At 51.6% G+C, this 24778-nt stretch carries 20 protein-coding genes; 9 read left to right on the forward strand and 11 right to left on the reverse strand.

Annotated features, from left to right (window positions below):
- Positions 1 to 161: 161 nt before the first annotated feature.
- Together IE055_RS06690 and IE055_RS06695 are read left to right on the forward strand one after the other, a co-directional pair.
- Positions 162 to 2024, forward strand: coding sequence for a glycoside hydrolase family 13 protein (locus tag IE055_RS06690; RefSeq protein WP_189399246.1), 1863 nt, complete (start codon positions 162 to 164; stop codon positions 2022 to 2024).
- 46 nt (positions 2025 to 2070) lie between these two features.
- The gene (locus IE055_RS06695; protein ID WP_189399247.1) at positions 2071 to 3579 is read left to right on the forward strand and encodes an MFS transporter; all 1509 of its coding nucleotides are present in this window, start codon (positions 2071 to 2073) and stop codon (positions 3577 to 3579) included.
- 4 nt (positions 3580 to 3583) lie between these two features.
- Here the strand turns inward: IE055_RS06695 and IE055_RS06700 are convergent, their stop codons facing one another.
- Positions 3584 to 4630 carry a LacI family DNA-binding transcriptional regulator gene (locus IE055_RS06700; protein ID WP_189399248.1) on the reverse strand — a complete coding sequence of 349 codons (1047 nt, stop codon included), beginning with the start codon at positions 4628 to 4630 and terminating at the stop codon, positions 3584 to 3586.
- A 361-nt stretch (positions 4631 to 4991) separates the two neighbouring features.
- Between IE055_RS06700 and IE055_RS06705 the strand changes: the two genes are divergently transcribed.
- The gene (locus IE055_RS06705; protein ID WP_189399249.1) at positions 4992 to 6245 is read left to right on the forward strand and encodes a sugar MFS transporter; all 1254 of its coding nucleotides are present in this window, start codon (positions 4992 to 4994) and stop codon (positions 6243 to 6245) included.
- Between the two features lie 82 nt (positions 6246 to 6327).
- On the opposite strand, the gene glk is transcribed toward IE055_RS06705, so the two are convergent.
- Entirely contained in the window at positions 6328 to 7299 is a 972-nt protein-coding gene (glk, locus tag IE055_RS06710; RefSeq protein WP_189399250.1) for a glucokinase, read from the reverse strand.
- Positions 7300 to 7667: 368 nt separating this feature from the next.
- Here glk and zwf point away from each other — a divergent pair, with 368 nt between their 5' ends.
- The 5 genes from zwf to IE055_RS06735 all read left to right on the forward strand — a co-directional run bounded on the left by zwf (position 7668) and on the right by IE055_RS06735 (position 13449).
- Positions 7668 to 9128, forward strand: a complete 1461-nt coding sequence (gene zwf / locus IE055_RS06715; protein WP_189399251.1) for a glucose-6-phosphate dehydrogenase — start codon at positions 7668 to 7670, stop codon at positions 9126 to 9128.
- 1 nt (position 9129) lies between these two features.
- Entirely contained in the window at positions 9130 to 9855 is a 726-nt protein-coding gene (gene pgl, locus IE055_RS06720; RefSeq protein WP_189399252.1) for a 6-phosphogluconolactonase, read from the forward strand.
- An 18-nt stretch (positions 9856 to 9873) separates the two neighbouring features.
- Positions 9874 to 11703, forward strand: a complete 1830-nt coding sequence (gene edd / locus IE055_RS06725; RefSeq protein WP_189399253.1) for a phosphogluconate dehydratase — start codon at positions 9874 to 9876, stop codon at positions 11701 to 11703.
- Positions 11700 to 12374, forward strand: coding sequence for a bifunctional 4-hydroxy-2-oxoglutarate aldolase/2-dehydro-3-deoxy-phosphogluconate aldolase (eda, locus tag IE055_RS06730; RefSeq protein ID WP_189399254.1), 675 nt, complete (start codon positions 11700 to 11702; stop codon positions 12372 to 12374). The genes edd and eda overlap by 4 nt, the downstream gene beginning before the upstream one ends.
- A gap of 106 nt (positions 12375 to 12480) precedes the next feature.
- Entirely contained in the window at positions 12481 to 13449 is a 969-nt protein-coding gene (locus tag IE055_RS06735; RefSeq protein WP_189399255.1) for a DUF2333 family protein, read from the forward strand.
- A gap of 61 nt (positions 13450 to 13510) precedes the next feature.
- Here IE055_RS06735 and IE055_RS06740 read toward each other — a convergent pair whose 3' ends face one another.
- Both IE055_RS06740 and IE055_RS06745 read right to left on the reverse strand, forming a co-directional pair.
- A complete protein-coding gene (locus tag IE055_RS06740) occupies positions 13511 to 14992 on the reverse strand; it encodes an alanine/glycine:cation symporter family protein (protein WP_189399256.1) in 1482 nt (493 codons plus the stop codon).
- 122 nt (positions 14993 to 15114) lie between these two features.
- Positions 15115 to 17607 (reverse strand): TonB-dependent receptor plug domain-containing protein, encoded by a 2493-nt coding sequence (locus IE055_RS06745; protein WP_189399257.1) that lies wholly within the window; start codon positions 17605 to 17607, stop codon positions 15115 to 15117.
- 387 nt (positions 17608 to 17994) lie between these two features.
- Between IE055_RS06745 and IE055_RS06750 the strand changes: the two genes are divergently transcribed.
- The gene (locus IE055_RS06750) at positions 17995 to 19482 is read left to right on the forward strand and encodes a Na+/H+ antiporter NhaC family protein (protein WP_229794179.1); all 1488 of its coding nucleotides are present in this window, start codon (positions 17995 to 17997) and stop codon (positions 19480 to 19482) included.
- Here IE055_RS06750 and IE055_RS06755 read toward each other — a convergent pair.
- The 7 genes from IE055_RS06755 to IE055_RS06785 all read right to left on the reverse strand — a co-directional run bounded on the left by IE055_RS06755 (position 19479) and on the right by IE055_RS06785 (position 24736).
- On the reverse strand, positions 19479 to 20207 hold the full coding sequence (locus tag IE055_RS06755; protein WP_189399258.1) for a formyl transferase: 729 nt from the start codon (positions 20205 to 20207) through the stop codon (positions 19479 to 19481). The two genes, IE055_RS06750 and IE055_RS06755, sit on opposite strands and share 4 nt — an antisense overlap.
- Positions 20207 to 20686, reverse strand: coding sequence for a YehS family protein (locus IE055_RS06760; RefSeq protein WP_189399259.1), 480 nt, complete (start codon positions 20684 to 20686; stop codon positions 20207 to 20209). Before IE055_RS06760 ends, IE055_RS06755 begins: the two co-directional genes overlap by 1 nt.
- On the reverse strand, positions 20683 to 21324 hold the full coding sequence (metW, locus tag IE055_RS06765; RefSeq protein WP_373299178.1) for a methionine biosynthesis protein MetW: 642 nt from the start codon (positions 21322 to 21324) through the stop codon (positions 20683 to 20685). Before metW ends, IE055_RS06760 begins: the two co-directional genes overlap by 4 nt.
- Positions 21321 to 22481 carry a homoserine O-succinyltransferase MetX gene (gene metX / locus IE055_RS06770; protein WP_189399260.1) on the reverse strand — a complete coding sequence of 387 codons (1161 nt, stop codon included), beginning with the start codon at positions 22479 to 22481 and terminating at the stop codon, positions 21321 to 21323. The genes metW and metX overlap by 4 nt, the downstream gene beginning before the upstream one ends.
- 17 nt (positions 22482 to 22498) lie before the next feature.
- Entirely contained in the window at positions 22499 to 23050 is a 552-nt protein-coding gene (locus tag IE055_RS06775) for a YggT family protein (protein ID WP_189399261.1), read from the reverse strand.
- A 68-nt stretch (positions 23051 to 23118) separates the two neighbouring features.
- Positions 23119 to 23937 carry a pyrroline-5-carboxylate reductase gene (gene proC, locus IE055_RS06780; RefSeq protein ID WP_189399262.1) on the reverse strand — a complete coding sequence of 273 codons (819 nt, stop codon included), beginning with the start codon at positions 23935 to 23937 and terminating at the stop codon, positions 23119 to 23121.
- Between the two features lie 103 nt (positions 23938 to 24040).
- Entirely contained in the window at positions 24041 to 24736 is a 696-nt protein-coding gene (locus IE055_RS06785; protein WP_189399263.1) for a YggS family pyridoxal phosphate-dependent enzyme, read from the reverse strand.
- Positions 24737 to 24778 lie beyond the last annotated feature (42 nt).

Raw genomic sequence — 24778 nt, forward strand, 5'->3', positions numbered from 1 at the left:
ATTATTTTCTAGCTCCCTTCGAGTTAATCCCGTTTACCAATTGAGGCAGCGGGATTTTTTTTAAGCTCCAAGGCATATTTACCCGAGCGAGAAATTGTTTGATGATGAAACAGACTTGCCACCTTGCATAACCACCAACCACTATTGCAGGAGACCATAAGATGCATAAAGCACGTGTCCAGACCCTATTTATCGCGATTTTGATTTTTAGTTTGACTCGAGCCGCCTACGCGGAAAGTCTAATTGACCGCATCGAACCGCCGTTCTGGTGGACTGGAATGGCCGAGCAGACGGTGCAGTTGATGGTTTACGGCAAGAGTATTGGCAAAGCCACGGTTACGTCATCGAACCCCAGTATTATTGTCCAAAACGTCCACACCACAGACAATCCCAACTATATATTTGTTGATCTGACAACGGAACTTGAGCAGGGTGAGGCCAACACAGCGCTCCGGTTTGAATTGGATGACGGCGCACAGCAAACGGTTCGTTATACGTTCAACGCGCGTGCTGCCGGATCGGCAGAGCGTGCCGGCTTTTCATCCAAAGATGTGGTTTATTTGCTGACGCCGGACAGGTTTGCTAATGGCAACCCGAACAACGATGCGGTCGCTGGCTTAACCGAACAGCCCAATCGGTCGCACCCTGGTGGACGGCATGGTGGAGACCTGCAGGGAATAACGCAAAACCTGGCATACCTTGCGAACCTGGGTATCACTCAGTTGTGGTTGAATCCAATTCAGGAAAACAATGAGGCGACGTACTCATATCATGGCTACGCCATCAGTGACTTATATCAAGTTGATGCGCGCCTGGGTGGAAATCAAGCTTTGCTAAGCATGACAGCTCGTGCTCGCGAACTCGGAATTGGTGTAATCATGGACAGCATTCCCAATCACATTGGTGCCGAGCACTGGTGGATGCGCGACCTGCCAAGTAAAGATTGGATTCATAATGAGGGGAAATTTACCCAAACCTCGCATCGGCATGAAATGATCCAGGATCCCTATGCGCCAGAAAGTGAGCGTCGGGAATTCAACGACGGCTGGTTTGTACCGAGCATGCCGGATCTGAATCAATCCAATCCGCTGCTGGCAAATTACATTGTGCAAAACACCATTTGGTGGATCGAGTATGCCGGTTTGAGCGGTTTGCGAGTCGACACTTTGCCGTATGCGGACAAGCACTTCACTCGTGATTACAATCAGCGCATTTTGGCCGAATACCCCAACCTCAATATTGTTGGTGAAGAATGGAGTACCAATCCGGCCGTTGTCGCTTATTGGCAGCGCGGCAAACTAAACCAGGATGGTTTTGATGCCGGTTCGCCAAGTTTGATGGATTTTCCGTTGCAGGAAGCGCTAATTCAAGCCTTAACTGAACCCGAAGCCGACCGCAAAGGCTTAATGCGTTTGCATGTCATGCTGGCGAATGATTTTCAGTATCCAGATGCCGATAACCTCGTGGTGTTGAGTGATAATCACGATATGAACCGCGTGCACACCTGGCTCAAGCAGGATGTGGCGTTGACAAAAATGGCGCTTGGGTTTTTGTTTACCATTCGCGGTATCCCTCAGTTGTTCTATGGCACCGAGATTTTGATGGATAATACCGGTACCGACGACCACGGCGTGATTCGCAGTGACTATCCCGGTGGCTGGGTCGGAGATACGGTAAACGCATTCACCGGTCAAGGCCTTACCCAAGCGCAGCTCGACATGCAGAATACGGTTCGCGAATTGCTGAATTGGCGTAAGCACAGCGTCGCTATCCACTCGGGAGAGTTGGTGCACTACGTGCCGAAAGATGGCGTGTATGTGTATTTTCGAGTCCACAAGGATGACGTGGTAATGGTGTTGATGAATAAGAACGAGCAAACTAAGCAAATCAATACGGCGCGCTTCAAAGAGACGCTCGGCGCGCATACTCGCTGGCAGGATGTATTAACGCAGGCCACCGGTGAATTGGCGACGGGCATTTCGGTTCCCGCTAAAACCACGATGATTGTCGAACTAAAACAATAAACCGCCTGCTGCTGTGAGCACAGCGCACTGCTGAGGAGAATAACCAATGTCCGTAAATCAACGACAAAAACCGGCATTAAGCTTTTGGCAAATCTGGAATATGTGCTTTGGCTTTCTGGGTATCCAGTTTGGCTTTGCGTTACAGAACGCTAACACCAGTCGTATTTTTCAAACCTTGGGCGCCGACATGGACGCCATCCCGCTGCTGTTCATTGCAGCACCGTTGACCGGCTTGATTGTGCAACCCATAGTTGGTCACTTTAGTGACAAAACCTGGAACGGTCTAGGGCGACGTCGTCCGTATTTCTTCTGGGGCGCATTGTTGACCACGCTGGCGTTGATCGTAATGCCGAGTTCACCAACCCTTTGGGTGGCAGCGGGCATGTTATGGATTCTGGATGCGTCGATCAATGTCACGATGGAACCGTTTCGTGCGTTCGTCGGAGACATGTTGCCCAGCTCGCAGCGTACATTCGGCTACGTGATGCAGACATTCTTTATCGGCGTCGGTGCGGTGGTAGCCTCGATGCTGCCATGGATATTTACCAACCTTTTGGATGTGGCAAACACCGCGCCGGAAGGTCAGATTCCAGACTCGGTGCGCTATTCGTTTTATCTCGGTGCCGCCGCTGTGGCACTGGCGGTTGGTTGGACGATTCTGCGCACGCGGGAATACAGCCCTGCGGAGCTGGCGAATTTCGCTGAGCCCGAAAATGCCGCGAAAGCTGTGCAAGCGCAAAATGAAGTGGACGGGCAAGCGGTTTTTTCAGTTTCGTCTGCGATGGTTTGGGTCTTGGCAGGAGCTTTAAGTACGGCTGCTATCTACGGTTTTAACTGGGCGTATCAACTGTATATCCTGACGATCGGAATCGCTATTTATGGGTTGATTCAATGGTACTCTGCGCGGTTGGAAGCGGCGGGTCGCAGTAACGGATTTTACGCGGCATGCCGGAGTGTGGTGTTAATGCCGACCACTATGCGTAAGCTCGCGGTAGTGCAGTTCTTCTCTTGGTTTGCCTTGTTCGCGATGTGGATTTACACCACGCCCGCGGTAACCTCACACCATTTTGGCAGTAGCGACCCGCTGAGTGAAGCCTACAACCAAGGTGCCGACTGGGTTGGCATGTTATTCGCTGGTTATAATGCATTCTCTATTCTGGCGGCGATGTTGATTCCCATGATGGTGCGGATTTGCGGTTTGAAGCTGACCCATCAGGTTAACCTCCTACTGGGCGCGCTGGGTTTTGCATCAATGATCCTCATTCAAGATCCAAACTGGTTGTTGGTCTCAATGATTGGCGTGGGCTTTGCGTGGGCTTCAATTTTGTCGATTCCCTACGCTATTCTGTCAGACTCTGTGCCATCCAATAAGATGGGTATCTACATGGGCGTGTTCAATTTCTTTATTGTGATTCCCCAGCTGGTCGCAGCCAGTTTGCTGGGTCTGGCGTCGCGCTTCCTGTTCCCTGATAAACCAATCTACATCCTCGGCTTGGCGGCCGGCTTATGGGTGGTGGCTGCACTGGCAATGAGTTTTGTGAAGCACGACGACTGAGTGCTTACTGTTTGATCTGAACTTTGGCACCAGAAGAGTCTCTCACCACGAGGCGTGTGGGCAGCAGAATTGATTTTGCCGGCTCACCGTTGATGGAGCGAATCACGCTTTCCACCAGAGCTTGACCTGCTGCGAAGGTGTCTTGTTGGATGGTGGTCAGCGATGGTGCCAGATGTTCGGCGGTGGGGATGTCATCAAAACCGACGATGGCTTTGTCTCGTGGCACGCGTAATCCATGCTCACGTAAGGCCTTGATGGCGCCAATGGCAATCAAGTCGCTGGCACAGCTGATGGCGGTAAATTCCACGCCGCTCATGGCTAATTGGTGAGCGGCTTTGTAACCGCATTCCTCAGAAAAGAACGCGTTGACGCGCAGGCGAGGATCCACCTCGAGGCCGTGTTCCGCGTGGGCACGGCAGTACCCAGCATATCGGTCACGAAACTCTGGATAATCATTCGATTGGTCGCCCAGAAAAGCAATCCGCGTGTGATTCATGCGAATCAGATGGTCGGCGGCAAGGTAGCCACCGAGTTCATTATCGCTGCCGATAAACAACCCAGGCTGGTCTTTGATCACCGGTCCCCAGGTAACGAAGTGAGCGCCTTCCTGATCGAGTTTGGAAATGCGTTCGATATAGCTTGGGTAATCGCCATAGCCTAGAAAAATGATGCCATCGGCTTTGTTGGCATCCTCGTATTCCGCATTCCAGTCGTCGCTGAGCTGTTGAAACGAAATCAGTAAATCATAGCCATGCTGCGCCGAGGCACGAGTAATGCTGCCCAACATGGAAAGAAAGAACGGGTTTATAAATGCTTCATGCTCGTCGCTGTCCTCAAACAACAGCAGGGCGAGCGTGTTGGTGCGCTGTGAGCGTAGGTTGCGCGCATTAACATCTACCTTGTAGTTCAGTTCGCGCGCGATACGCTGTACGCGTTTGCGCGTCTCTAGGCTTACCAAGGGGCTGTCTCGCAGCGCTCGGGAGACCGTGGGCTGCGACACGCCAGCTAGATGAGCGATGTCAACGGATGTGGGTTTGTTCTTGCCTTTCATAGGTGGATGGATTTATGTAAATAAATTACATTATTAGTTGCCGCTTACTTGTAACTTGTTGACCATCTTATTATTCTCACAGGCGGAGAGGGTTCGCTCGCTCGTAAGAGCAGAGTAGCACTAATGCTGTGAATATGGCTAACTTGGAACGAGGATTAGCCCGCAATTTGTCTGCCGCCGAGTCGCATTGTAGCGTGTGTTGGCAGTCAACACAGCAGAAAGTAAGAGGATGGAAGGTCGTTGATTGTCATGCCACTGGTGGCACTGGCCAGGCAACTTTCCGCAACAAGTAGATCGATTTTGAGCTTCGTGCTTAATAATCGAGCGCTTATATAACACTAATAACGAAAGAGAACTCACCATGGCTCAAACACCAAACTGGAAGGCCCCCGACACTTCGCTCGGCGAGGGCGAAAATACCAATTATCTGGTTCCCCTGATTATTTTGACATCGTTGTTTTTTATGTGGGGTTTTTTAACCTCGCTGAATGACGTCTTGATTCCTTACTTTAAGAAGCTGTTTGATTTAAATTATACGCAGGCCTTGCTAATTCAATTCTGCTTTTTTACCGCGTACGGTGTATGCAGTATTCCATCCGGCACGCTGGTTAAGCGGATCGGCTATCAACGTGGTGCTGTGGTTGGGCTGGCAGTGGCCGCAGTCGGTTGTTTTCTGTTTGTGCCAGCGGCAAATAATTTGAACTACAACCTGTTTCTGGGCGCCTTGTTTGTGTTGGCGTCGGGAATTACCTTGTTACAGGTATCGGCCAATCCTTATGTGGCACAGTTAGGCCCTGCTGCGACGGCGCCACGACGATTAACGTTAACCCAAGCATTTAATTCCTTTGGTGCTTTTTTGGGACCAAAAATAGGCGGTTCGTTGTTACTCGGTGCAGCGGTGTCGGCGACCGTACTGTCAGCAGACGCTGTGAAAATGCCGTACGTAAATCTCGGGATCGCGCTGTTAGTCATGGCCGTGGTTTTTATGTTCGTGAAGTTGCCAAATTTGAGCGACGAGTCTCACAAGGGCAGTTACAAAGATGCACTCGGGTTTCGCCATTTGGTGCTGGGTGTGATTGCTATTTTTGTCTACGTTGGTGCGGAAGTGGCGATCGGCAGCCTGATTATCAATTTTATGGCTGACCCAGCGATAGCGGGTATGCCGGAAGAGCAAGCGGCGGACTTTGTGGCGTATTACTGGGGGCTGGCACTAATCGGCCGCTTCGTTGGCGTGGCGCTGATGTTTGTCATTCCGGGTAACCGTATGCTGCTGATCAATGCTTTGTGTGCAGTGGCGCTGTTGGTGGTTACCATCACTACCGGCGGTAAGCCTGCGTATCTGGCATTGGTGGCGGTCGGTTTCTTCAACTCGCTGATGTTTCCAACTATTTTCAGTCTGGCCATTGCCAAACTCGGCCCGTTGGCCAGTCGCGGTTCCGGATTGTTGTGTACGGCGATTATTGGTGGGGCATTGATTCCACTGCTACAAGGCGTGGTGGCAGACAATGCTGGTTTACAGATTTCTTTCCTGATTCCCTTAGTTTGCTACGTGTACATTGCCTTCTACGGTGCCAAAGGGTGGCGACCATCGGGCCCAGGCGTTAGCGAAGCCTAGGTGCTCGGATTTGTCGAGTTTCAAGCAAAAAGCCCCGATGCAAAACATCGGGGCTTTTTTGTGTTGACATACGTTGGCTGATTTAAAGATTGGTTTGCGCGAATACGCTGGCGCCGAGCAGACCCGGGTTTTTATGCGTGATTAACCAGGTCGGGATGTCTTTCATCAAGGGGCTGTGTCGGCCTTTGTTTTCGAATCCTTTGCGGAAACGACTTGCCAACAGTTGATTTGGGTAGCGCTGGCAAATTCCACCGCCGATAAAAATACCGTCGTTGGCACCGAGCGCCAAGGCGATATCACCGGCGACTTGTCCCAGTACTTCGAAAAATAGGTCGAAGGTTTCTTCGCAGATTGGATCCGTTTTATTGATGCCTGCTACGGCGATGTCGGCAGCGATGAGGCCTGGGTTTTCCTGGCCATGGATCTCGCACAAGGCTTCATGGATATTCACCAGTCCCGGACCCGAAAGCAGTCGTTCTCGAGAAATGCGGTCATCAAATTTTTGATGCAAATAGGCCAGGATTTCGCCTTGCAACTGATTCTCAGGTGAGAAGCCCGCGTGGCCACCTTCGGTTACCAGCGGAATTAAAACGTCATTGCGGCGCAGTAGGCCAGACATGCCCAGGCCACTGCCCGGTCCGAGCGCACCAACCGTATAATCGCTATCCGGCAGACCGTCCCAGGTGCCACCTATATTGATGAGATCACCAGAGTCTAGGCAGCTCAAGCTGTAGGAGATTGCTTCCCAATCATTGAGCAGCTTGACGTGGTCGGTGTGGTAACGCGCTCGCAGTGAGTGACAATCAATCGACCAGTGACTGTTCGGAAACGTGACTTTGCCGTCCCTGATCGGGCCGGCGACAGCCAGCGAAATTGCTTTCAGCTGTTTTATGTTATGCGAATGCAGATACGTGTCGATGGCATCCGACACGTGTTCGAATTCAGCGGCTTCCAGCGTTTGTGCCTGCTGGAAGTAACGCGGTGCATCGGTGGTCAGCGCAAATCGCGCGTTGGTGCCGCCAATGTCTGCGATTAGCGTCGGGTTGTCACTCATGGGTCCTCGCTCCTTATTATGGTCGCCGCTATGGTACTCTGATTGCGCGGTCTTAAGGTCAGAAATGTGGGTTAGTGCCCGCGTGGGCCGGTGTTGTACGCATTACTTGCGCTTAGGCGTCAACGGGTTAGTATGCTTTAGCGTTAACGTGTAGTCTTTGCGGTGCGCTCTGCCCGAGTATATGCTCGATCTGGCGTGCAAATTTTTGTAATAAAATAACATTCAATTTGAAATAATTTAACATTATCCCTAAAATATGTAAATTAATTACATAAATCTGATTGGCCAGTGAAACTTTCAATCGTGGAAACCGACCTGTTTTCCGCTGTCGTTTGAAGTAGGTCGTCAGCGTTGGATTGGAGCAACAAATGCTTAACACCTGTAACATCGTGATTGTTGGCGGCGAAGGCGACCTCGCCTTCCGGAAATTATACCCGGCGCTGTACAGTCTTCACAAAGAGTCTTTACTGGCGGACTGCTCGAAAGTCGTGGGCTTTGGTCGTGGCAAATACACTGCCGAGGCATTTGTCGATAATATGCGCAAATGGACGGAGGACAGTGATTACGTAAAAGGGGTCGACGATGAGACTTGGGCCAGCTTTGCTGACCGTATCTTGCATTTTGTTGGTGATGCGACCGATCCAGGCGACATTAAGCGTTTGCAAAAAGAGATGGGGGAAGGCGAAATCGTATTCTACCTTTCGACGCCACCGTCAATTTTTGCGCCGATCTGTAAGGCTATGGGCGAGGCTGGTGCGGTCACCGATACCACACGATTGGTGGTTGAGAAGCCATTAGGGTCTTCTCGTGAGTCCTTCAACGAGATCAATAACACGCTGTTTGAGACATTCGAAGAGCAGCAGATTTATCGTATCGATCACTATCTTGGTAAGGAAACTGTTCAAAACCTGCTGGCGCTGCGATTTTCTAATATCTTTTTCGAGCCGCTGTGGAATCGACATTATATCGACCATGTACAGGTTACCGTGGCTGAGAGCGTTGGTGCTGGAGGTCGTTGGGCTTACTATGATGAGTCTGGTGCATTACGCGATATGGTGCAGAACCATTTGTTGCAACTTGTGTGTCTGGTGGCGATGGAGTTTCCGTCGCGTAATAAGGCAGATGATATTCGCGATGAGAAGCTGAAAGTTATTCGCAGCCTAAAACCGATTGATGCCTCAAACGTGCAAACGCTCACGGTGCGAGGGCAATATACCGAAGGCTCGGTCGGCCAAGAGTTGGTTCCAGGATACAGTCAGGAAGACGATGCATCAGGCGAGTCGGATACTGAAACCTTCGTTGCGATCAAGGCTGAGATCGAGAACAACCGCTGGCAGGGTGTTCCGTTTTATTTACGTACTGGCAAGCGGATGGCGAATCGCTATTCCGAAATCGTTATTCAATTTAAGCCAGTGATCTTCAAGTTTATTGATATTGACCCAAACGCAATCAATAACAATCAGTTAGTGATTCGTCTACAGCCTAACGAGGGTGTGGAAATGAAGTTAATGAACAAGGTGCCAGGGCTGAGTGAGAAGACAACCTTGCAAAACGTGGGCCTGAACCTGTCATTCGAAGAAGCGTTCGAGGATCACCGTAGCCCGAGTGCGTACGAGCGATTGATTCTGGATGTGACACGCGGCGACCAGACCCTGTTTATGCGATCCGACGAATTGCGCGGCGCCTGGCGCTGGGTTGATGGCATGATCGATGGTTGGAAGACGACGCAGCAAAAACCACAAAAATACAAGGCCGGTTCGACTGGGCCGGATGATGCGCTTGGGCTGCTGATTAAAGATGGCCGCAAGTGGCAGGATTATGGTGGCTAAGATGGACGCAAACTTCGATTGGCATCAAGGTAGTGATGCCGACAGTCTGGCAGATAACTTAGCAGGTGAGTTGGTGGTCAAACTCAGTGAAGCCATTGCCCGAAATGGTATCGCCGTGATGGCGCTGTCGGGTGGTTCCACACCTAAACCGTTATTTAAAGCGCTAGCCGACCACGATGTAGATTGGTCGAAAGTCGTCATTACGCTGGTGGACGAGCGCTGGGTGCCGGAAACGCATGAGCTCTCAAATGCTGCATTTATGCATCGCTATTTGTTAGACGCCTTGCCGGACAGCGTGCGTTTTGTGCCGCTGTACCAGCCTGCACAGAGCGTGGTGGCTTCTTACTCGGCCGTGTTGGGTAATTATTGTGTGGCGACTTCGTCGTCGATGGACGCCCCACGCCCATTTGATATTGTTATTTTAGGTATGGGTGGTGATGGTCATACCGCGTCGTTTTTTCCGGATGCAGACAATGTGGCGGAATTGGTTGATCCGGCGTCGTCGTCGCTCTTGCTGACGTGCGAAAGCCCCACTACTCAGGTTCCACGTATTACCTGGAGCTTACCCGCATTACTAAATACTCAGTTTTTGGCTTTGCATTTCACGGGCGCGGAGAAGCGCCGTGTGTTTGAGCAAGCGTGTGCTGGGACGGACGCCACTGAGCTGCCTATCCGAAGTGCTATTTTTCAGCAACAGATTCCATTACAGGTTTACTACGCAGACTAGTTTGGACTGCTTCCAATTATGACGATTAAACAAATTACCGACAGAATCATCGAGCGCAGTAGGGACACCCGTGCTGAATACCTTGCAATGGTCGACGCCATGCGAAATGCGCCACCAGCACCGGATCGATTGTCCTGCAGTAACTGGGCGCACGTGGTGGCCGCCGAATCGGAAGCTGATAAAAAAGCGATGCCAGCCGGTCAAGGGGCTAACATCGGAATTGTGACTGCGTATAACGATATGCTGTCTGCGCACCAACCGTTTGCAAGCTACCCCAATATCATCAAACTGACAGCGCGTGACATGGGGGCCACCGCGCAGGTTGCTGGTGGTGTGCCCGCGATGTGTGATGGGGTAACGCAGGGTCAGCCGGGCATGGAGTTAAGCCTGTTTAGTCGCGATGTGATTGCGCTCGCGACCGCAGTGTCGTTGTCACACGACGTCTACGATGGTGTGATGTGTTTGGGCGTGTGTGACAAGATCGTTCCCGGTTTGGTGATGGGCGCTTTACAATTTGGTCACTTGCCGGTGATGTTTGTTCCGGCTGGACCGATGCCCTCCGGAATTCCGAATAAAGAAAAAGCGCTGGCACGACAAAAATTTGCCGCCGGCGAAATTGATAAGGCCAAACTATTGGAATCGGAGTCCGCGTCCTATCACAGTGCCGGTACCTGTACGTTCTACGGTACTGCGAACACCAATCAAACTTTGATGGAAGCCATGGGCCTGCAATTGGCGGGTACATCGTTTGTTAATCCAGGGACACTGCTGCGCACCGAATTGACCAAAGAGTCGGTGCGCCGACTGTTGGATCAAACCACGAAAGGCGCGAACTATCGCCCGATGGCTGAAGTGGTGACTGAGCAGTCCGTGGTGAACGCGATTGTGATGATGATGGCGACCGGTGGGTCGACCAACCTCACCCTGCATTTGATCGCCATGGCAGCAGCAGCAGGAATTCAGATTAGCTGGGAAGATATGGACGAAGTCTCGCGGATGACGCCGTTGCTAGCCCGGGTTTACCCAAATGGTCAAGCCGACGTGAATCACTTCGAGCAGGCCGGAGGGCTGGCTTATGTGGTGTATCAATTGCGTCGCAAAGGATTATTGAACGAAGATGTTGTGAACGTAATGGGTGAGGGTCTGGATGCGTACACTCGAAAGCCTGAGCTCGATGGGGAACGCGTAATTTCATGGGGACAGCCGGTCGCCGAAAGTGGCGACGATACGATTCTATCTCCGATTGAAGCGCCGTTTGCACCAGAAGGCGGGATGCGCACGGTAACTGGAAACCTTGGGACGGGTGTGGTGAAGATATCTGCCGTAGACGAGCAATACCAGGTTATTGAGGCACCGTGTAAGATTTTTGATACGCAAGAAGCGCTAAAAACCGCGTTTGATGCGGGAGAGTTAGGTTGTGACCATGTTGCCGTCGTCCGTTTTCAAGGTCCTTCGGCCAATGGGATGCCGGAACTACATAAACTTACTCCTTATCTCGGAATCCTGCAGGATCGCGGCCACAAAGTTGCGTTAGTGACCGATGGTCGCATGTCTGGTGCCTCTGGTAAGGTGTTGACGGCGATGCATGTCACACCGGAGGCGAAAAAGGGTGGGTTACTGGCGTACTTAAACGACGGTGATGTGGTGCGTATTAACTGCCATACCGGCGAATTGGAAGCACTAGTGGATGGGTCTGAATTAGCGAGCCGGACACCGGCAGTCGAGCCTCTGACACCGAATACACTGGGGCGAGGACTATTTGAGAAGATGCGAGAAGTGGTTGGTGATTCAACGCACGGCGCATCATTTATTGGCAAAGCAAATGAACGTATTGGAAATAGCGAATGAAAGCATCTGCAGCGATATTAGAGAGCACTGAGGGAGAAACAATTGTGAACAATCTGCCAGTCGTCAGTAAGTTACTGGGTAATCAACAGGTTGTGCCTGTTGTTGTAATCGAAGATGAGGCTCAAGCTCATGGTCTTGCGGGCGCATTGCTGGCTGGCGGGGTATCGGTTATCGAAATCACGTTACGAAATGAGTACGGAATAAAAGCCATTGAGTTGATCAAACAATCCTACCCAGAGATGATGGTGTTGGCCGGAACGGTAAATTCCGCTGCACAGATGGCCGCGGTCGTTAAAGCAGGGGTTGATGGGGTTATCAGCCCAGGCTTGACACGCAAGCTGGTGGAGGCTGCGCAGGAGCTCGGTGTGCCGTATTTGCCTGGGGTGGCGAGTGCCTCAGAGGTGCTGCTAGCCATCGAATATGGTTTGACCGAATGCAAATTGTTCCCGGCCACCGTGGTCGGTGGAATCGGTGCTTTAAAAGCGTTTAATGGCCCGTTCCCAAAAATTCGATTCTGTCCGACCGGTGGGGTGAGCGAGTCAAATTACCGTGAGTTTCTTGCATTGCCGAACGTCATGTGCGTGGGTGGCAGTTGGTTGGCGCCGACTGATCTCGTCAGAAAAGGTGACTGGGCAGCCATTACCGAACTGTGTAAAGCGGTGACCGCATAAAGCGAAACAATTCAGTTTCGGTCTTGTAATTTCGCCTTCGGCTCCCATTGATATTGTAGGTGCGCTGTTTGGAAGCGGCGCTTAACGACATTATTTGGAGCGCAGCATGGCTTTTCTACGACATCCTCTGGTTATCGGTGTTTTATCTATTATCGGCTTGGTATTAATTTCGGGCTGGTACTTGGACGATGAGCCTGAATTTCAGCAGCTGAATCAGTCCACCGACGCTGAACGCACGGTTGTCGGTTCGGCTACGACGGAGATGCTAATCAAAACGGCCGAAACGCTGCTCGAGAAGCGTGGTGGCTACATGAGTAATGACATCATGCCACCGATGGTGATGATGGATAACGTGCCAAATTGGGAGTTTGGTGTTCTGCAACAAATTCGTGATCTGGTTAAGGCGATGCGGAATGATTATAGCCGTTCACAGACTCAGTCTCTTGCCGACCCTGATTTGGAAATCGCGGAGCCCAAGTTCAATGTCGACAGTGATGCCTGGATGTTTCCTTCGGCCGAAGGCGAGTACAAGGAGGGGATTAAAGCACTGCGTAAATATGAGCTGCGGTTACGGGATCCAAATCAGCAGAATGCACAGTTTTATGCGCGCGCCGATAATCTTGGTGAATGGTTGGGCTTGGTAGAGAAACGGCTGGGGTCTCTGTCTCAACGGTTAAGTCAAGCGCGTCCGCAAGTGCGTGTGAATACTGATTTAGCCGGCGATGCGCGAGCTCAACAGTCGACTTCGGCAGCCGATGAAGTGCTGGCCAAAACCTCCTGGTTCGATATCGATGATAACTTTTATGAAGCGCGAGGCACGGCCTGGGCCCTTATCCATTATCTGCGCGCCGCCGAAATTGATTTCCGACCTGTTCTTGAAGACAAGAACGCGGTCCCCACACTGCGGCAAATTATTCGTGAACTGGAATCAACTCAGCAGGATGTTGATAGTCCAATGATTCTCAATGGTAGCGGCATGGGGATGTTCGCTAACCATTCTCTGGTCATGAGTTCGTATATTGGTCGTGCGAATTCAGCGATTGCGGATTTGCGCCGACTGCTGGCCGATGGTTGATGATCGGTGCAGACCGATTCGGCGATACGTTGTAATGCGCACGCCGAATCGGGAGTAGCCGCTATGAGTTCTGTTTATCTTCCCAATAATCTGCATTTTTGATCCCCAACGCTTTGGGGTCAAAAGAGAAGCTCGTTGCACCGGCATTGCGTTGTCTTTCATAATCCTTAAGGGCTTTTAGCGCAGGACGCCCCATAAAGAAAATGATCAAGATGCCGACGATGTTGACCCAAGCCATCAGCCCGACGCCAATATCGCCCAACGACCAAGCGAGGCTGGCTGCTTTTACGGTGCCATAAAATACCGCCAGCATCAGCCCTACCTTGAGTACGGTGATGGCACCTGGGATGCGTACAAAACGGCTAATGTAGGCCACGTTGCTTTCTGCGATATAGTAGTACGCCATCAGAGTGGTGAAAGAGAAGAAAAACAGTGCGATTGCCACAAATGGGTTCCCAATCCCGGGCATCACGCTCTCAATGGCCATTTGAGTAAACGCAGGGCTACTAATTTCCGTTCCTGCGGCGACGTTTTGTACGATCAGTGCGCCGGTATTGTCGGCCACGTTATACATGCCCGTGATCAGGATCATAAACGCGGTGGCAGTACACACAAACAGCGTGTCAATGTAGATTGAAAAAGACTGCACCAGCCCTTGTTGTGCCGGATGTTCAACCTCGGCGGCCGCGGCCGCATGTGGCGCTGTACCTTGTCCGGCCTCGTTTGAATAGATTCCACGTTTTACGCCCCAACCGATGGCCGCACCAAACCCCGCCATGGGTGTAAATGCGTCACCAACAATCAGCATAAAGATGCGCGGTAATTCGCTTAAGTTAAGGGCAATGATAGCCAAGGCGAAGACGATATAGGCGATCGCCATAAACGGGACCACGAATTGCGCGAAGCCCGCGATTCGTTTTACGCCACCAAAAATAATAAAACCCAGAACCGTCACGATCACGGCACCGGTAATGATTTTGGTCGAGCTCAGTGTGCCCGCTGCAGTATCCACCAGAGAGCCTTGGCCCAGCGTTTGAACTACCGCGTTGCCAATCGCATTCGATTGCACTGTGGGCAACAAGAATCCGCATGCAATGATCGTGGCAATGGCGAAAACCCATGAATACCAAGTCTGGCCCATGGCTTTTTCGATGTAATAGGCCGGTCCACCACGATACTCGCCGTTGTGAACTTCTTTGTATATCTGTGCGAGGGTCGCTTCGATGTAGGCTGTGGCGGCGCCGAAGATGGCGACAATCCACATCCAGAACACCGCGCCCGGACCGCCAAAACCGATCGCCGCGGCAACCCCGGCGATATTACCAGTTCCTACTCGGCCAGACAGCGAGACGGCTAATGCTTGGAATGGCGAGATACCTTGCTCCGAGCCTCTGCCGGATTTTAGTAGGCGAATCATCTCACCGAAAAGGCGCACCTGAAGGCCGCGAGTAAGAATGGTATAGAACAGGCCGGCTGCCAGACACAAATACACCAGTGCTGGGCTCCAGATGATGCTGTTCAGAAAATTTACGGTTTCTTGCATAGCAAAACGAGGAATTGTTGTTATTCGAAGCGGTCAGTATACGGGATTTGTTCCTGACCAGTAGGCAAAAAAAACGGGCGTCGAATGCGACGCCCGTTCTCTAGGACTTGCCGTAGCTAGGTCTAGAAGTTGTAGGTTGCGCGAGCGTACACGAACGTGCCGTTAAATCCGAAAGGACTGAACTGGCTGTAAGGTAAGCCCAATGCGTTGGCCGGTGTTTGACCACATACGTTGGTTGAACAGCCTTGCTCATCAGTCACGTTTCGAGCGCCCAATGTCAGGGTTAACGCGTCCGAGTAATTGTAACCTGCTTCCAGGTCCAGCAATACGTTTGAGTCAAACTCGCCGCCAGCTTCGTTATCATAGAATTCGCCGTAGTAACTTACGCGAGCTAACAAACGAACCTTTTCAAGCTGATGGTTGGCTGTGAAATTCCAGCGTGTATCTGGCGTGCCGTTTTCGATCAAGTTGACGCGATTGTCGTTCAACAAGTTCGGGTTGCGACGCGTCACTTCCGTATCCGTGTAGTTGTAAGCGACGTTCCAGTTAGTGGATCCACCTAGCCAATCTGTGTTCCAAGACGCAACGACATCGAAGCCGCTGGTGTTGGTGTCGAATTGGTTGGTGAAGAAGCGGAACTGCGAGATGTCAGACGCATCGATACCTTGGCCTGCCAACGTTTCCAGATCTTCAGGTGTCAACACGAAGTCATTAGACAGACTCAAGCGGTCGTCCACATCAATGTCGAAGTAGTCCAGTGTCACGTCAACTGGGCCAGCCGAGAAATACGCACCCAGTGTGAAGTTCTGCGACTCTTCCGGGCCTAGTGGACCGCCGCCACGCAAGCGTGCTGCGGGGCTATCGGGTGGAATCACGCCTTGGTTGGTCAACACGCCTTGAATGATCTGTGTTGAGATATTCGACGCATTTGACTGGCCTGGTGTTGGTGCTTTGAAGCCAGAACTCACTGTGGCACGCATACCGAAAGTGTCGGTGAACGCGTAGTTCATGCCCAGTTTGTAGTTGGTGGTGCTACCAAAGTCATCAAAGTCTTCGTAACGCAACGCTGCCGCTACGATCAATGCATCACTTGCTTGCCATTCCAGGTCGGTATAGACCGAGGTGTTGGCACGATCAAATGAGCCGGCGATCGTGGGTGAAAAGCCAGGGAAGCCATTGGTTGACGTCGAGAAGCCTTGAGTACCTAAGCCGCCGTCGATGTAAGACTCTGCTTGACCAGCAACGATGGAGAACTCCTCATTACGATATTCCGCACCGAAAGCCAATGTCACTGTGTCTGACAACGGCATGCTGAAGTCAGCGTTCAGATTTAGGTCTTGCTGTTCGTAGGCGCCTGGATTGAAATCACGTGGTGTGTTCGGACCAAGGCTGGCGTTGACCGTATTGTTGATGAAGAAATCCGCTTCATTAGCACCGTAGTAACCGGTGACTGACCAGAACAAACCGCCGTCAGTTTCGCCACGCAAGCCCAGTAACAAAGATTGATCCGTTACGTCACCACCAAAGTTTGGTGTGAAGCCACCTGGAATCAGCTCTTGGAATGAGAAGCAGTTCGGGTCGGAAGCCACTTGTGCGAACGCATCTGGGTCTGGTGTAACGCCATTCAATGTGACCACTGGGCAGTCAACACCGTCATTTGGAGTGAGGTCGCCAATTAACAGGGTTTCGCCGCCGTCCGCGCTGTAAACACCGCCGCGATTGGTAGGGTTACGATAGTAGAAACCACCGGTCACTGTTTTGGTGTTGTAATTTGCATTACCGAATAGTTCAACGCTTTCGGTAAGTTGTGTGCCGAAGTTTGCCCACAACTTAATGTCACCGTCAATTTCTGGGCTGCCCCAGACCTGTGCTGGGTCGTTTACGCCCTGGTAACCAGCCGCAATTAAGCCGGCGGCGTCGGAACGTTGTACTGAACGGTCAGTTGCTTCTGCTTCAGAAAATTCAGCCGTCAGGTTTAAGAAACCATCGCCAATTGCGAAGCCTTGGTTATAGGCCAAAGTGTATTGGTATTCGCCCTCGGTGTATTGGCCGTAACGCGCTTCAACTGAGCCTTCAGAGTCTGAGTTTTTGAGGTTGAAGTTGATTACGCCTGCAATCGCGTCAGAACCGTATTGTGCAGCCGCACCGTCGCGGAGTACCTCAACGCTTTGCAATGCCAGTGCTGGAATAGCAGCGATGTCTGGGCCTTGAGAGCCATCGGAGATTCCGTTACCCAGCCAGGTGATGACGGCCGCGCGGTGACGTCGCTGTCCATTAACCAGTACCAACGTGTGGTCTGGGGCCAGGCCGCGTAGGTTAGCGGGGCGAACGAGAGTAGCAGCATCCGAGATTGGCTGGTCGTTCACGTTGAATGAAGGGACGACATTACGCAGTAGGTTGCTAGTGTCGACACCGCCTTGAGAAACAAAATCGCTGGCCGAGATGACGTCTACCGCAGCAACTGAGTCGGTTGCTGATCGCGGTTTACCGCGTGTGCCGATAGTCACGATCTCTTCGATCAAACGATCTTCTTGAGCGAAGCTTGGCGTTGTGACGCTGCCTAGAGAAGCGACAGCAACCGCCAGGGCAAGTGCTCTGGGTTGGAATTTTCTCATAACTAATTACTCTCCTGTGAACCGGTTCGATTCACTGTTATTCAGGTTATGTCTGGTAGTCTGTTGTTTTGAGGTCAAATTGTTGCAACAAAACCACCAACTTTTAATCCTACGCCAGTTTTTCCTTGTCAACAAGGTAAATCTGGTTTAGATCAGTGGTTTACAAGTTGTAAGTCCTGGTGGCTCAAAACAGCAATTCACGACCCGCGCCAGAATGGCGTCTGGCTGGCGAGTTTCACGCGCTTCTGTACATTTTCGTCGAGGTATACGATTATCCGAATACCGCAAATGAATCTTGAGAAGTTTGAAATTCACTGGGTCGCTCTTTACTTGTGAGAATTCCCCTCACAAAATCCACCACTAGAAAAACTAAAAAAGACTAATTTTATGGATATTGACACTACTTCGGCTCAACGAAGCACACCAGATATGCCTTTGTGGCTCGCATTTTTACCTGTGTTGGTGCTGATCTCTGCGCTTTCTTGGAATGTTTGGGTGTATGGTGATGATGCCCTGAGTGGCTCAACTCAGGTGATCATTATTTTGGTGACCGGTTTTGCCGCTGCCATTGGGCTGCTACGGGGAACGCCTTGGCATAAGCAGCAAGTGAGTGTCATCGCGACCATCAGTAATGCGATGCCATCGATCCTGATTCTTATGTTGGTCGGTGCCTTGGCCAGTATCTGGCTGTTGTGCGGCACGGTGCCGATGTTGGTGTACTACGGCGTTAAAATACTCAACCCCACGATTTTTCTATTGGCCTGCTGTATTGCCTGTGCCTTGACATCGTTGATGAGTGGCGGTTCTTGGTCAACAGCGGCCACCATTGGTCTGGCGATGGTCGGTGTGGGGCGGGCGCTGGAAATACCGGATGGTTTGATTGGTGGGGCCATTATTTCTGGTGCCTACTTTGGCGATAAAATTTCACCGCTATCAGACACGACCAATCTGGCGGCAGCGGTGACCGAGACGCCGCTGTTCACACACATTCGGTATTTGTTTTTGACCACCGGTCCATCGATGGGTATTACCCTGGTTTTATTTACGGTGATCGGGCTAAATATTGATACCTCCGCGACCGAAGTGGATGTGGCCAATGTATTGGGGGCGATCGAGCAACGATTTAACATTCACATCGGGTTGCTATTGCCACCCATTATTACATTGGGCTTGATTATGCGCCGCGTGGACGCGATCCCTGCTCTGTTTGCTGGCGTGTTAGCCGGTATTGCCTGTGCCTTGCTTTTTCAACGTGAATTGGTGGCAGATCTTATGCAACCCGGTGAACCCTACGCATTGTACTCGATCATCATGACCACCCTATTTGGCGGCGTGGACATCCCGACCAACAACGAAATGCTGAACGATCTATTTAGTGCCTCGGGTATGCGCGGTATGTTGGAAACCGTGTGGTTGATTTTGGCCGCGATGGCGTTCGGTGGAGTGATGGAAGCCTGCGGCATGTTGCAGCGTATCATGGAGGCAGTTAAATCATTGGTGAGCGGTTTTTTCAGCCTAGTGGCATGCACCGCGGGAACCTGTATCGTGACCAATCTGAGTACATCAGATCAATATATTTCCGTGGCGATCCCAGGTCGTATGTATGCCGGTTTGTATAAAGAGATGGGGTATAAATCTGAGAATCTGAGTCGAACGCTAGAGGACACGGGCACCGTGACGTCGGTCCTGATTCCATGGAATACGTGTGGTGCCTATCATGCAGCTGTGTTGGGTATCGGTACGATGACCTATTTACCGTTTTGCTTTTTCAATTTGCTGAGCCCGTTAATGACCTTGCTCTTTGCGTGGTTCATGATCAAGATTCGTCGCCTTGAGCCTATAGCGGAAAATGCAGATGAGGCGGTGCGGGCTTAATGTGCTCGGCGAGGTAGAAAGCGCGTTAGGGTGTCGCTTGGATCAAACAACGGCAGTTGGAAGCTTGTCAGTGCCGCGTGATCCGGAAAGCTAAAATACGCGCCTCCGCCAGCTTGTGCGCGTGCATCGAGGGGCTCGCCATTGTGCAGTCGGCCCACGGCGTCGATGACGTTAGCGCACCCTGCTGAATAGATATTTAACACATTCCATAAATACGAATGATCGTAGCGTGCAGGCGTGTGGCTGCTGGCAATAATGGCGCCCTGATCTATGGCCGAGTTCTCAATGTAGTGTAACGTTGTTCCTAAGTGCTCTTCTTGATTGAGGAGCGCCCAGAATGTCGCCATCACACCTTGGTATGCGGGTAGGGCGCCGGAGTGAAGGTTAATAACACCGTGTTTAGGTACCGCGATGGCGGCATCGTGCAGAATACGCATATGGCGAATGCTGATTACCAAGTCAGGCTTAGTTTGCTGGTAGCGCGCAAAATCCACGCCATTGATGTCATCCAGTCTCTCCAGTGAGAATGCCGCAATCGCGGATTCGGCTTGATGCGTCAATTTGGCATCGAATTGACTCAGGTCGGCTAGCATCGGCGAAACAGTCACTTTGGCAGTGTGGCGTGTATAGAAAACACAAACTTGGTGTTTAGATAAAGCTGGTTGTAGATATGCGAGCGCCAATAGTGCCGCCGCGTCGTAGTTGATCAGCAGGGTGATCCGCATTACGCTCTTTGACGGGTGGTCAGACCTTTTATGAAGTTTCGCAACACTTGATTGCCGCAAGCGCGGTAGTGCTTGTGGGATGGGTTTCGAAACAAAGCGCCCAATTCACTTTTGGACATATCGGTGCCGCCCTCAGCCAAGGTCTCCAGCATGTCTTCCTCGCGGTAAGCCAGCGCGATTCGTAGCTTCTTCAGGATATCGTTCTTGGTCAAGTGAAAGTTGGTCGGCTTTGCAGTGGCTGGCGGGGCGTTATCGCGGAGGCCGCGTTTGTGCACGATTAGGCCATCCAAAAACGCACACAACTCAATGTCGGTGCAAGCAACAAAGTCCGGATCTTCATCCTTGGCCAAGCGCCGCACAAAGTCGTCCTTGGTCATCGCCACGCTCGACGCTGGGTCGAGGCTAAAGAGCTTGACGGCTTGTGGGTCAGAAAAATCGAATGCAAAGCGGATGCGGCGAAGTATGTCGTTATTGTTCATGTGCTGTATCTAATGGTGTTTTTACTGAATCGGCACAGCGCAATTTCACCGAATAGGTTTGGCATCAGTTTCAGGCTGAGACCTTGACGACCTGTTCGATGAACCGCAAGTGACGATTCGATGCTGAAATCAAGTTGCTCGCACAATGCGCGAAAATCTTTGATTGTGCACAAATGGATGTTGGGTGTGTCGTACCACTTGTGAGGTAATTCCTCGCTCACAGGCATGTAGCCGCCGAGACCTAACTGTAATCGGTTGCGCCAGTGCGCAAAGTTCGGGAAGGTCACAATACCTTGTTTTCCGACTCGCATCATTTCCTGAAGTAGCGCTTTAGGGTTGCGCATGGCTTGCAATGTCAGTGATAGAATAACGTAATCGAAGTCGTCGGTATTAAAGTGATCCAACCCTTGGTCGAGGTTGGTTTGAATGACATTTACCCCATTCTCAATGCACTGAGCGATCTTGCTAGGATCGAGCTCGACACCATAGCCTGTGACGTTCTTCTCCTGCTGCAGGTGTTTTAACAGTGCGCCGTTACCACACCCAAGGTCCATAACGTGGCTGTTTGGGGCAATCCAATCACTGATGACCTGGTAGTCATGTCGGGTCAGGCCAGTCTGATGAAGAATCTTGCTCACCCTGTTACCTCCCCGTAGCTGTTGAGATCGTGGTGTATACGGTTCATATAGGCGCGCAAAACACTGGTATAGTGATCTATCGACAATAGAAAGGAATCATGGCCATGCGGAGACTCAACCTCTGCGTAGCTGACGTTCAGTTTATTACTTTGCAGTGCGCGCACGATTTCGCGTGAGCGCTCGACCGAAAATCGCCAATCACTGGTAAAGGAGACCACCAAGAAGTTAGCACTGGCCGCACTCAGGGCGCCGCTCAGCGTGCCGTCTGCGTCGGCCGCAGGGTCAAAGTAATCCAGCGCCTTGGTCATGAGTAAATACGTATTGGCGTCAAAGCGGTCGACAAATTGATCGCCTTTGTAGCGCAGGTAAGATTCGACTTCGAACTCGGGCGTGAATTCATAGTCGAACTTGGCTTTTTGTTGCAGACTGCGACCGAATTTATGCGCCATTGAGTCGTCCGATAAATAGGTTATGTGGCCGAGCATTCGGGCGACACGCAGCCCGCGGCGGGGGCGAGTACCGTGTTGATAGTAGTTGCCATCGAAGAACTCCGGGTCGGTGCGGATGGCTTGGCGAGCTACATCGTTGAAGCCGATATTCTGGGCAGTCAGCTTGGCGGTAGAGGCGATGACGATAGCGTGTCGAACGCGCTCCGGGAAGCTGATGCTCCACTGCAATACCTGCATGCCACCGAGGCTGCCGCCGATGACGGCTGCCCACTGCTGAATCCCAAGTTGATCACTTAAGCGAGCCTGTGATTCAACCCAGTCCGATACCGTGACAATTGGAAAGTCTGGGCCATATGGCTTATTGGTATCCGGATTTATGCTGCTAGGCCCAGTGCTGCCACTGCAACCGCCAAGATTGTTGCTGCAGACAATAAAGAATCGTTCGGTGTCCAGTGGCTTGCCGGGTCCGACCAGTGCATCCCACCAACCCGTCGACTGTTTTTGTCCGGCGTGGCGTCCAGCCGCATGGTGATCGCTGCTCAGAGCGTGGCACACCAATACGGCATTGCTGGCGTCTGAGTTCAATTCGCCATAGGTCTCGTACACCAGTTGATATTGGTCGAGACGACTTTTGCTGGTCAGTTCCAGTGGCGAATCGAAGTGCGCAACTTTCGGCTCAACGATGCCGACTGAATGTGGCTTATTCATCGTTGGATTAAACCTGTTTAGATAGGTATCGGAGCAAGGTACTCCCAGATCAAATACAGACTCGCCTGTAACAGAAGCAGAACCACGACCGGAGAAAAATCAAGCCCCGCTAACGGCGGGATCAAGCGTTGCGCGGGTGCTAACAGTGGGGCGCTGATTGAGCGAGCCACCATAACCACGGGATGGTATGTGTGAGGGTTGACCCAGCTTGCGATGATGCCAACTAAAATCGCGCCAATAAACAAATAAATGCTGTATCGGAGCACCAGTCCAATGCTGATCATTAGAATGGTAACTAGATTCGCACTGGCGCCGTGCAAGGCAACGTAAACCGTGAGCTTAATCGCCGCAATAAGCAGCGCCAGTACGACTGTGGCAGTGTCGATGGTGCCAATGCTGGGCAAAATTTTGCGCAACGGTATGACAATCGGGTTGGTCATCGCGATGATAAACTGCCCAAGCTGGTTACGAAAATCTGCGCGCACCCATTGCATCCAGAAGCGCAGTAACACAACATACAGCGCCAGTGAGAGTACGGCTTGGATTAAGAAATGAGCGGCGTTTTGCATATCTAATTCAGGGTGTTGGTTAACAGTATTGTTGTGACACGACGGTGTATGAAGCGGTTTTGTCCATCTCAACCAAGTTCGTCGGCGAGTTCGGTAGCGCGGCGGTGAGCTGCATCAAATGCAGTTGCAACCAGTTTGTCCAGACCATGTGTACGAAATTGCTGCATCGCCTGTTCGGTGGTGCCGCCGGGGGAAGTCACCTTGTCGATTAGTGCTGGTAATGAATCGCTGCTGGATTTGATTAGTTTAGCTGAACCTTCGGCGGTCTGGACCGCGAGGCTAAGTGCTGTATCTGGGTTGAGACCGGCCTTGACGGCCGCGTTGACCAGTGATTCGATAAATAGCATGAAGTACGCTGGACCACTGCCTGACAGTGCGGTTACCGCGTCGATATCCGATTCATTGTCGACCCAGAAGGTCAAGCCGACCGTATTCAGCAGTTGTTCGGCCTGCTGGCGTTGAGCCGCACTAACCAACTCAGTGGAGTACAGCCCGCTAGCACCAGCGCCGATTAACGCTGGCGTATTGGGCATCACACGAACGATGGCGTGGCGTTGCGCTAACCAGCCATCAATTGAATCGGCACGAATGCCGGCGACTACTGAAATAAGCAGTGGGCGTTTGGCATTGAATGACGCCGCTAAAGGCGTAAGTACCGACGACATGACCTGGGGCTTAATGGCGATCACCACCACATCGCAACTACGGATCAGTGCATTGTTGTCCTCACAGCAGCGCAGACCGAACTGGGTTCGCAGATCCTGCATGCGTGCGGCACTGGGGTCGAATACGCAAATTTGCGTGGCATCAACGCCGCTAGTGATCATGCCGCCAATCATGCTGGTAGCCATATTGCCACCGCCAATAAATCCGATTGTTGTGCTCACGGGCGTGTGTTTCCTTCTGGGTTTAAGAAAGTGGTTGCAGACAACTGATTGTATCGCTATTTGCCCGATTGCGCGATGCGCTTCGAGGACCTTAGTCACTTGTTTAGGTGCGCGCCCCAAACAAATCTGTGCCGATTCGAACTTGGGTGCTGCCTTCGAGAATTGCCTGCTCCAGGTCGTTAGACATGCCCATCGAGAGCTCTGACAGGCTCAGGCCATGGTGTTGATTAATCTGGCTTAGCAGCTCGCGTGCTTGGGCAAAGGTGGCACGTTGCCGTTCGGGACTGGATTGGGGCGCAGGAATCATCATCAAGCCGGTTAACGTTAACCGCTCTAATTCACTGATCTGGGCGCAGAGATCGGGCGCTGCTTGCGCGCTAACGCCCGCCTTACTTTGTTCGTCATCAATATTAATCTGTACCAATACCTTCAGTGGTGCACGTTCTGCCGACATATGCTGGTTTAGCCGACGTGCGACCTTAAGGCGATCAACGCCATGAACCCAGCTGAAATGTTCGGCAATGGCTTTGCATTTATTTGACTGAATTTGCCCGATGTAGTGCCACTTCAGTGTTGTATCGCTGAGCTTTGATTGCTTTTCTTGGGCTTCCTGCAGATAGTTCTCACCGACGTCATGCAAGCCGGCCTCTGCAAAGTCACGTATTAATCTGGCAGACTGGTGTTTGCTGGCGCCTACCAAGCGCACCGTGCTGGGGTCGCGTCCGGCCTTGGTGCAGGCATTTTGTATACGTGTCAATACCTTAGCCAGTTGTGTTGATGCGTAATCGCGGTTACTCATTCGCTGAATTTGTGGGTATACTTGGTGAACTATTGAATTCTA

It is taken from the genome of Arenicella chitinivorans, from assembly GCF_014651515.1.
GTDB lineage: Bacteria > Pseudomonadota > Gammaproteobacteria > Arenicellales > Arenicellaceae > Arenicella > Arenicella chitinivorans.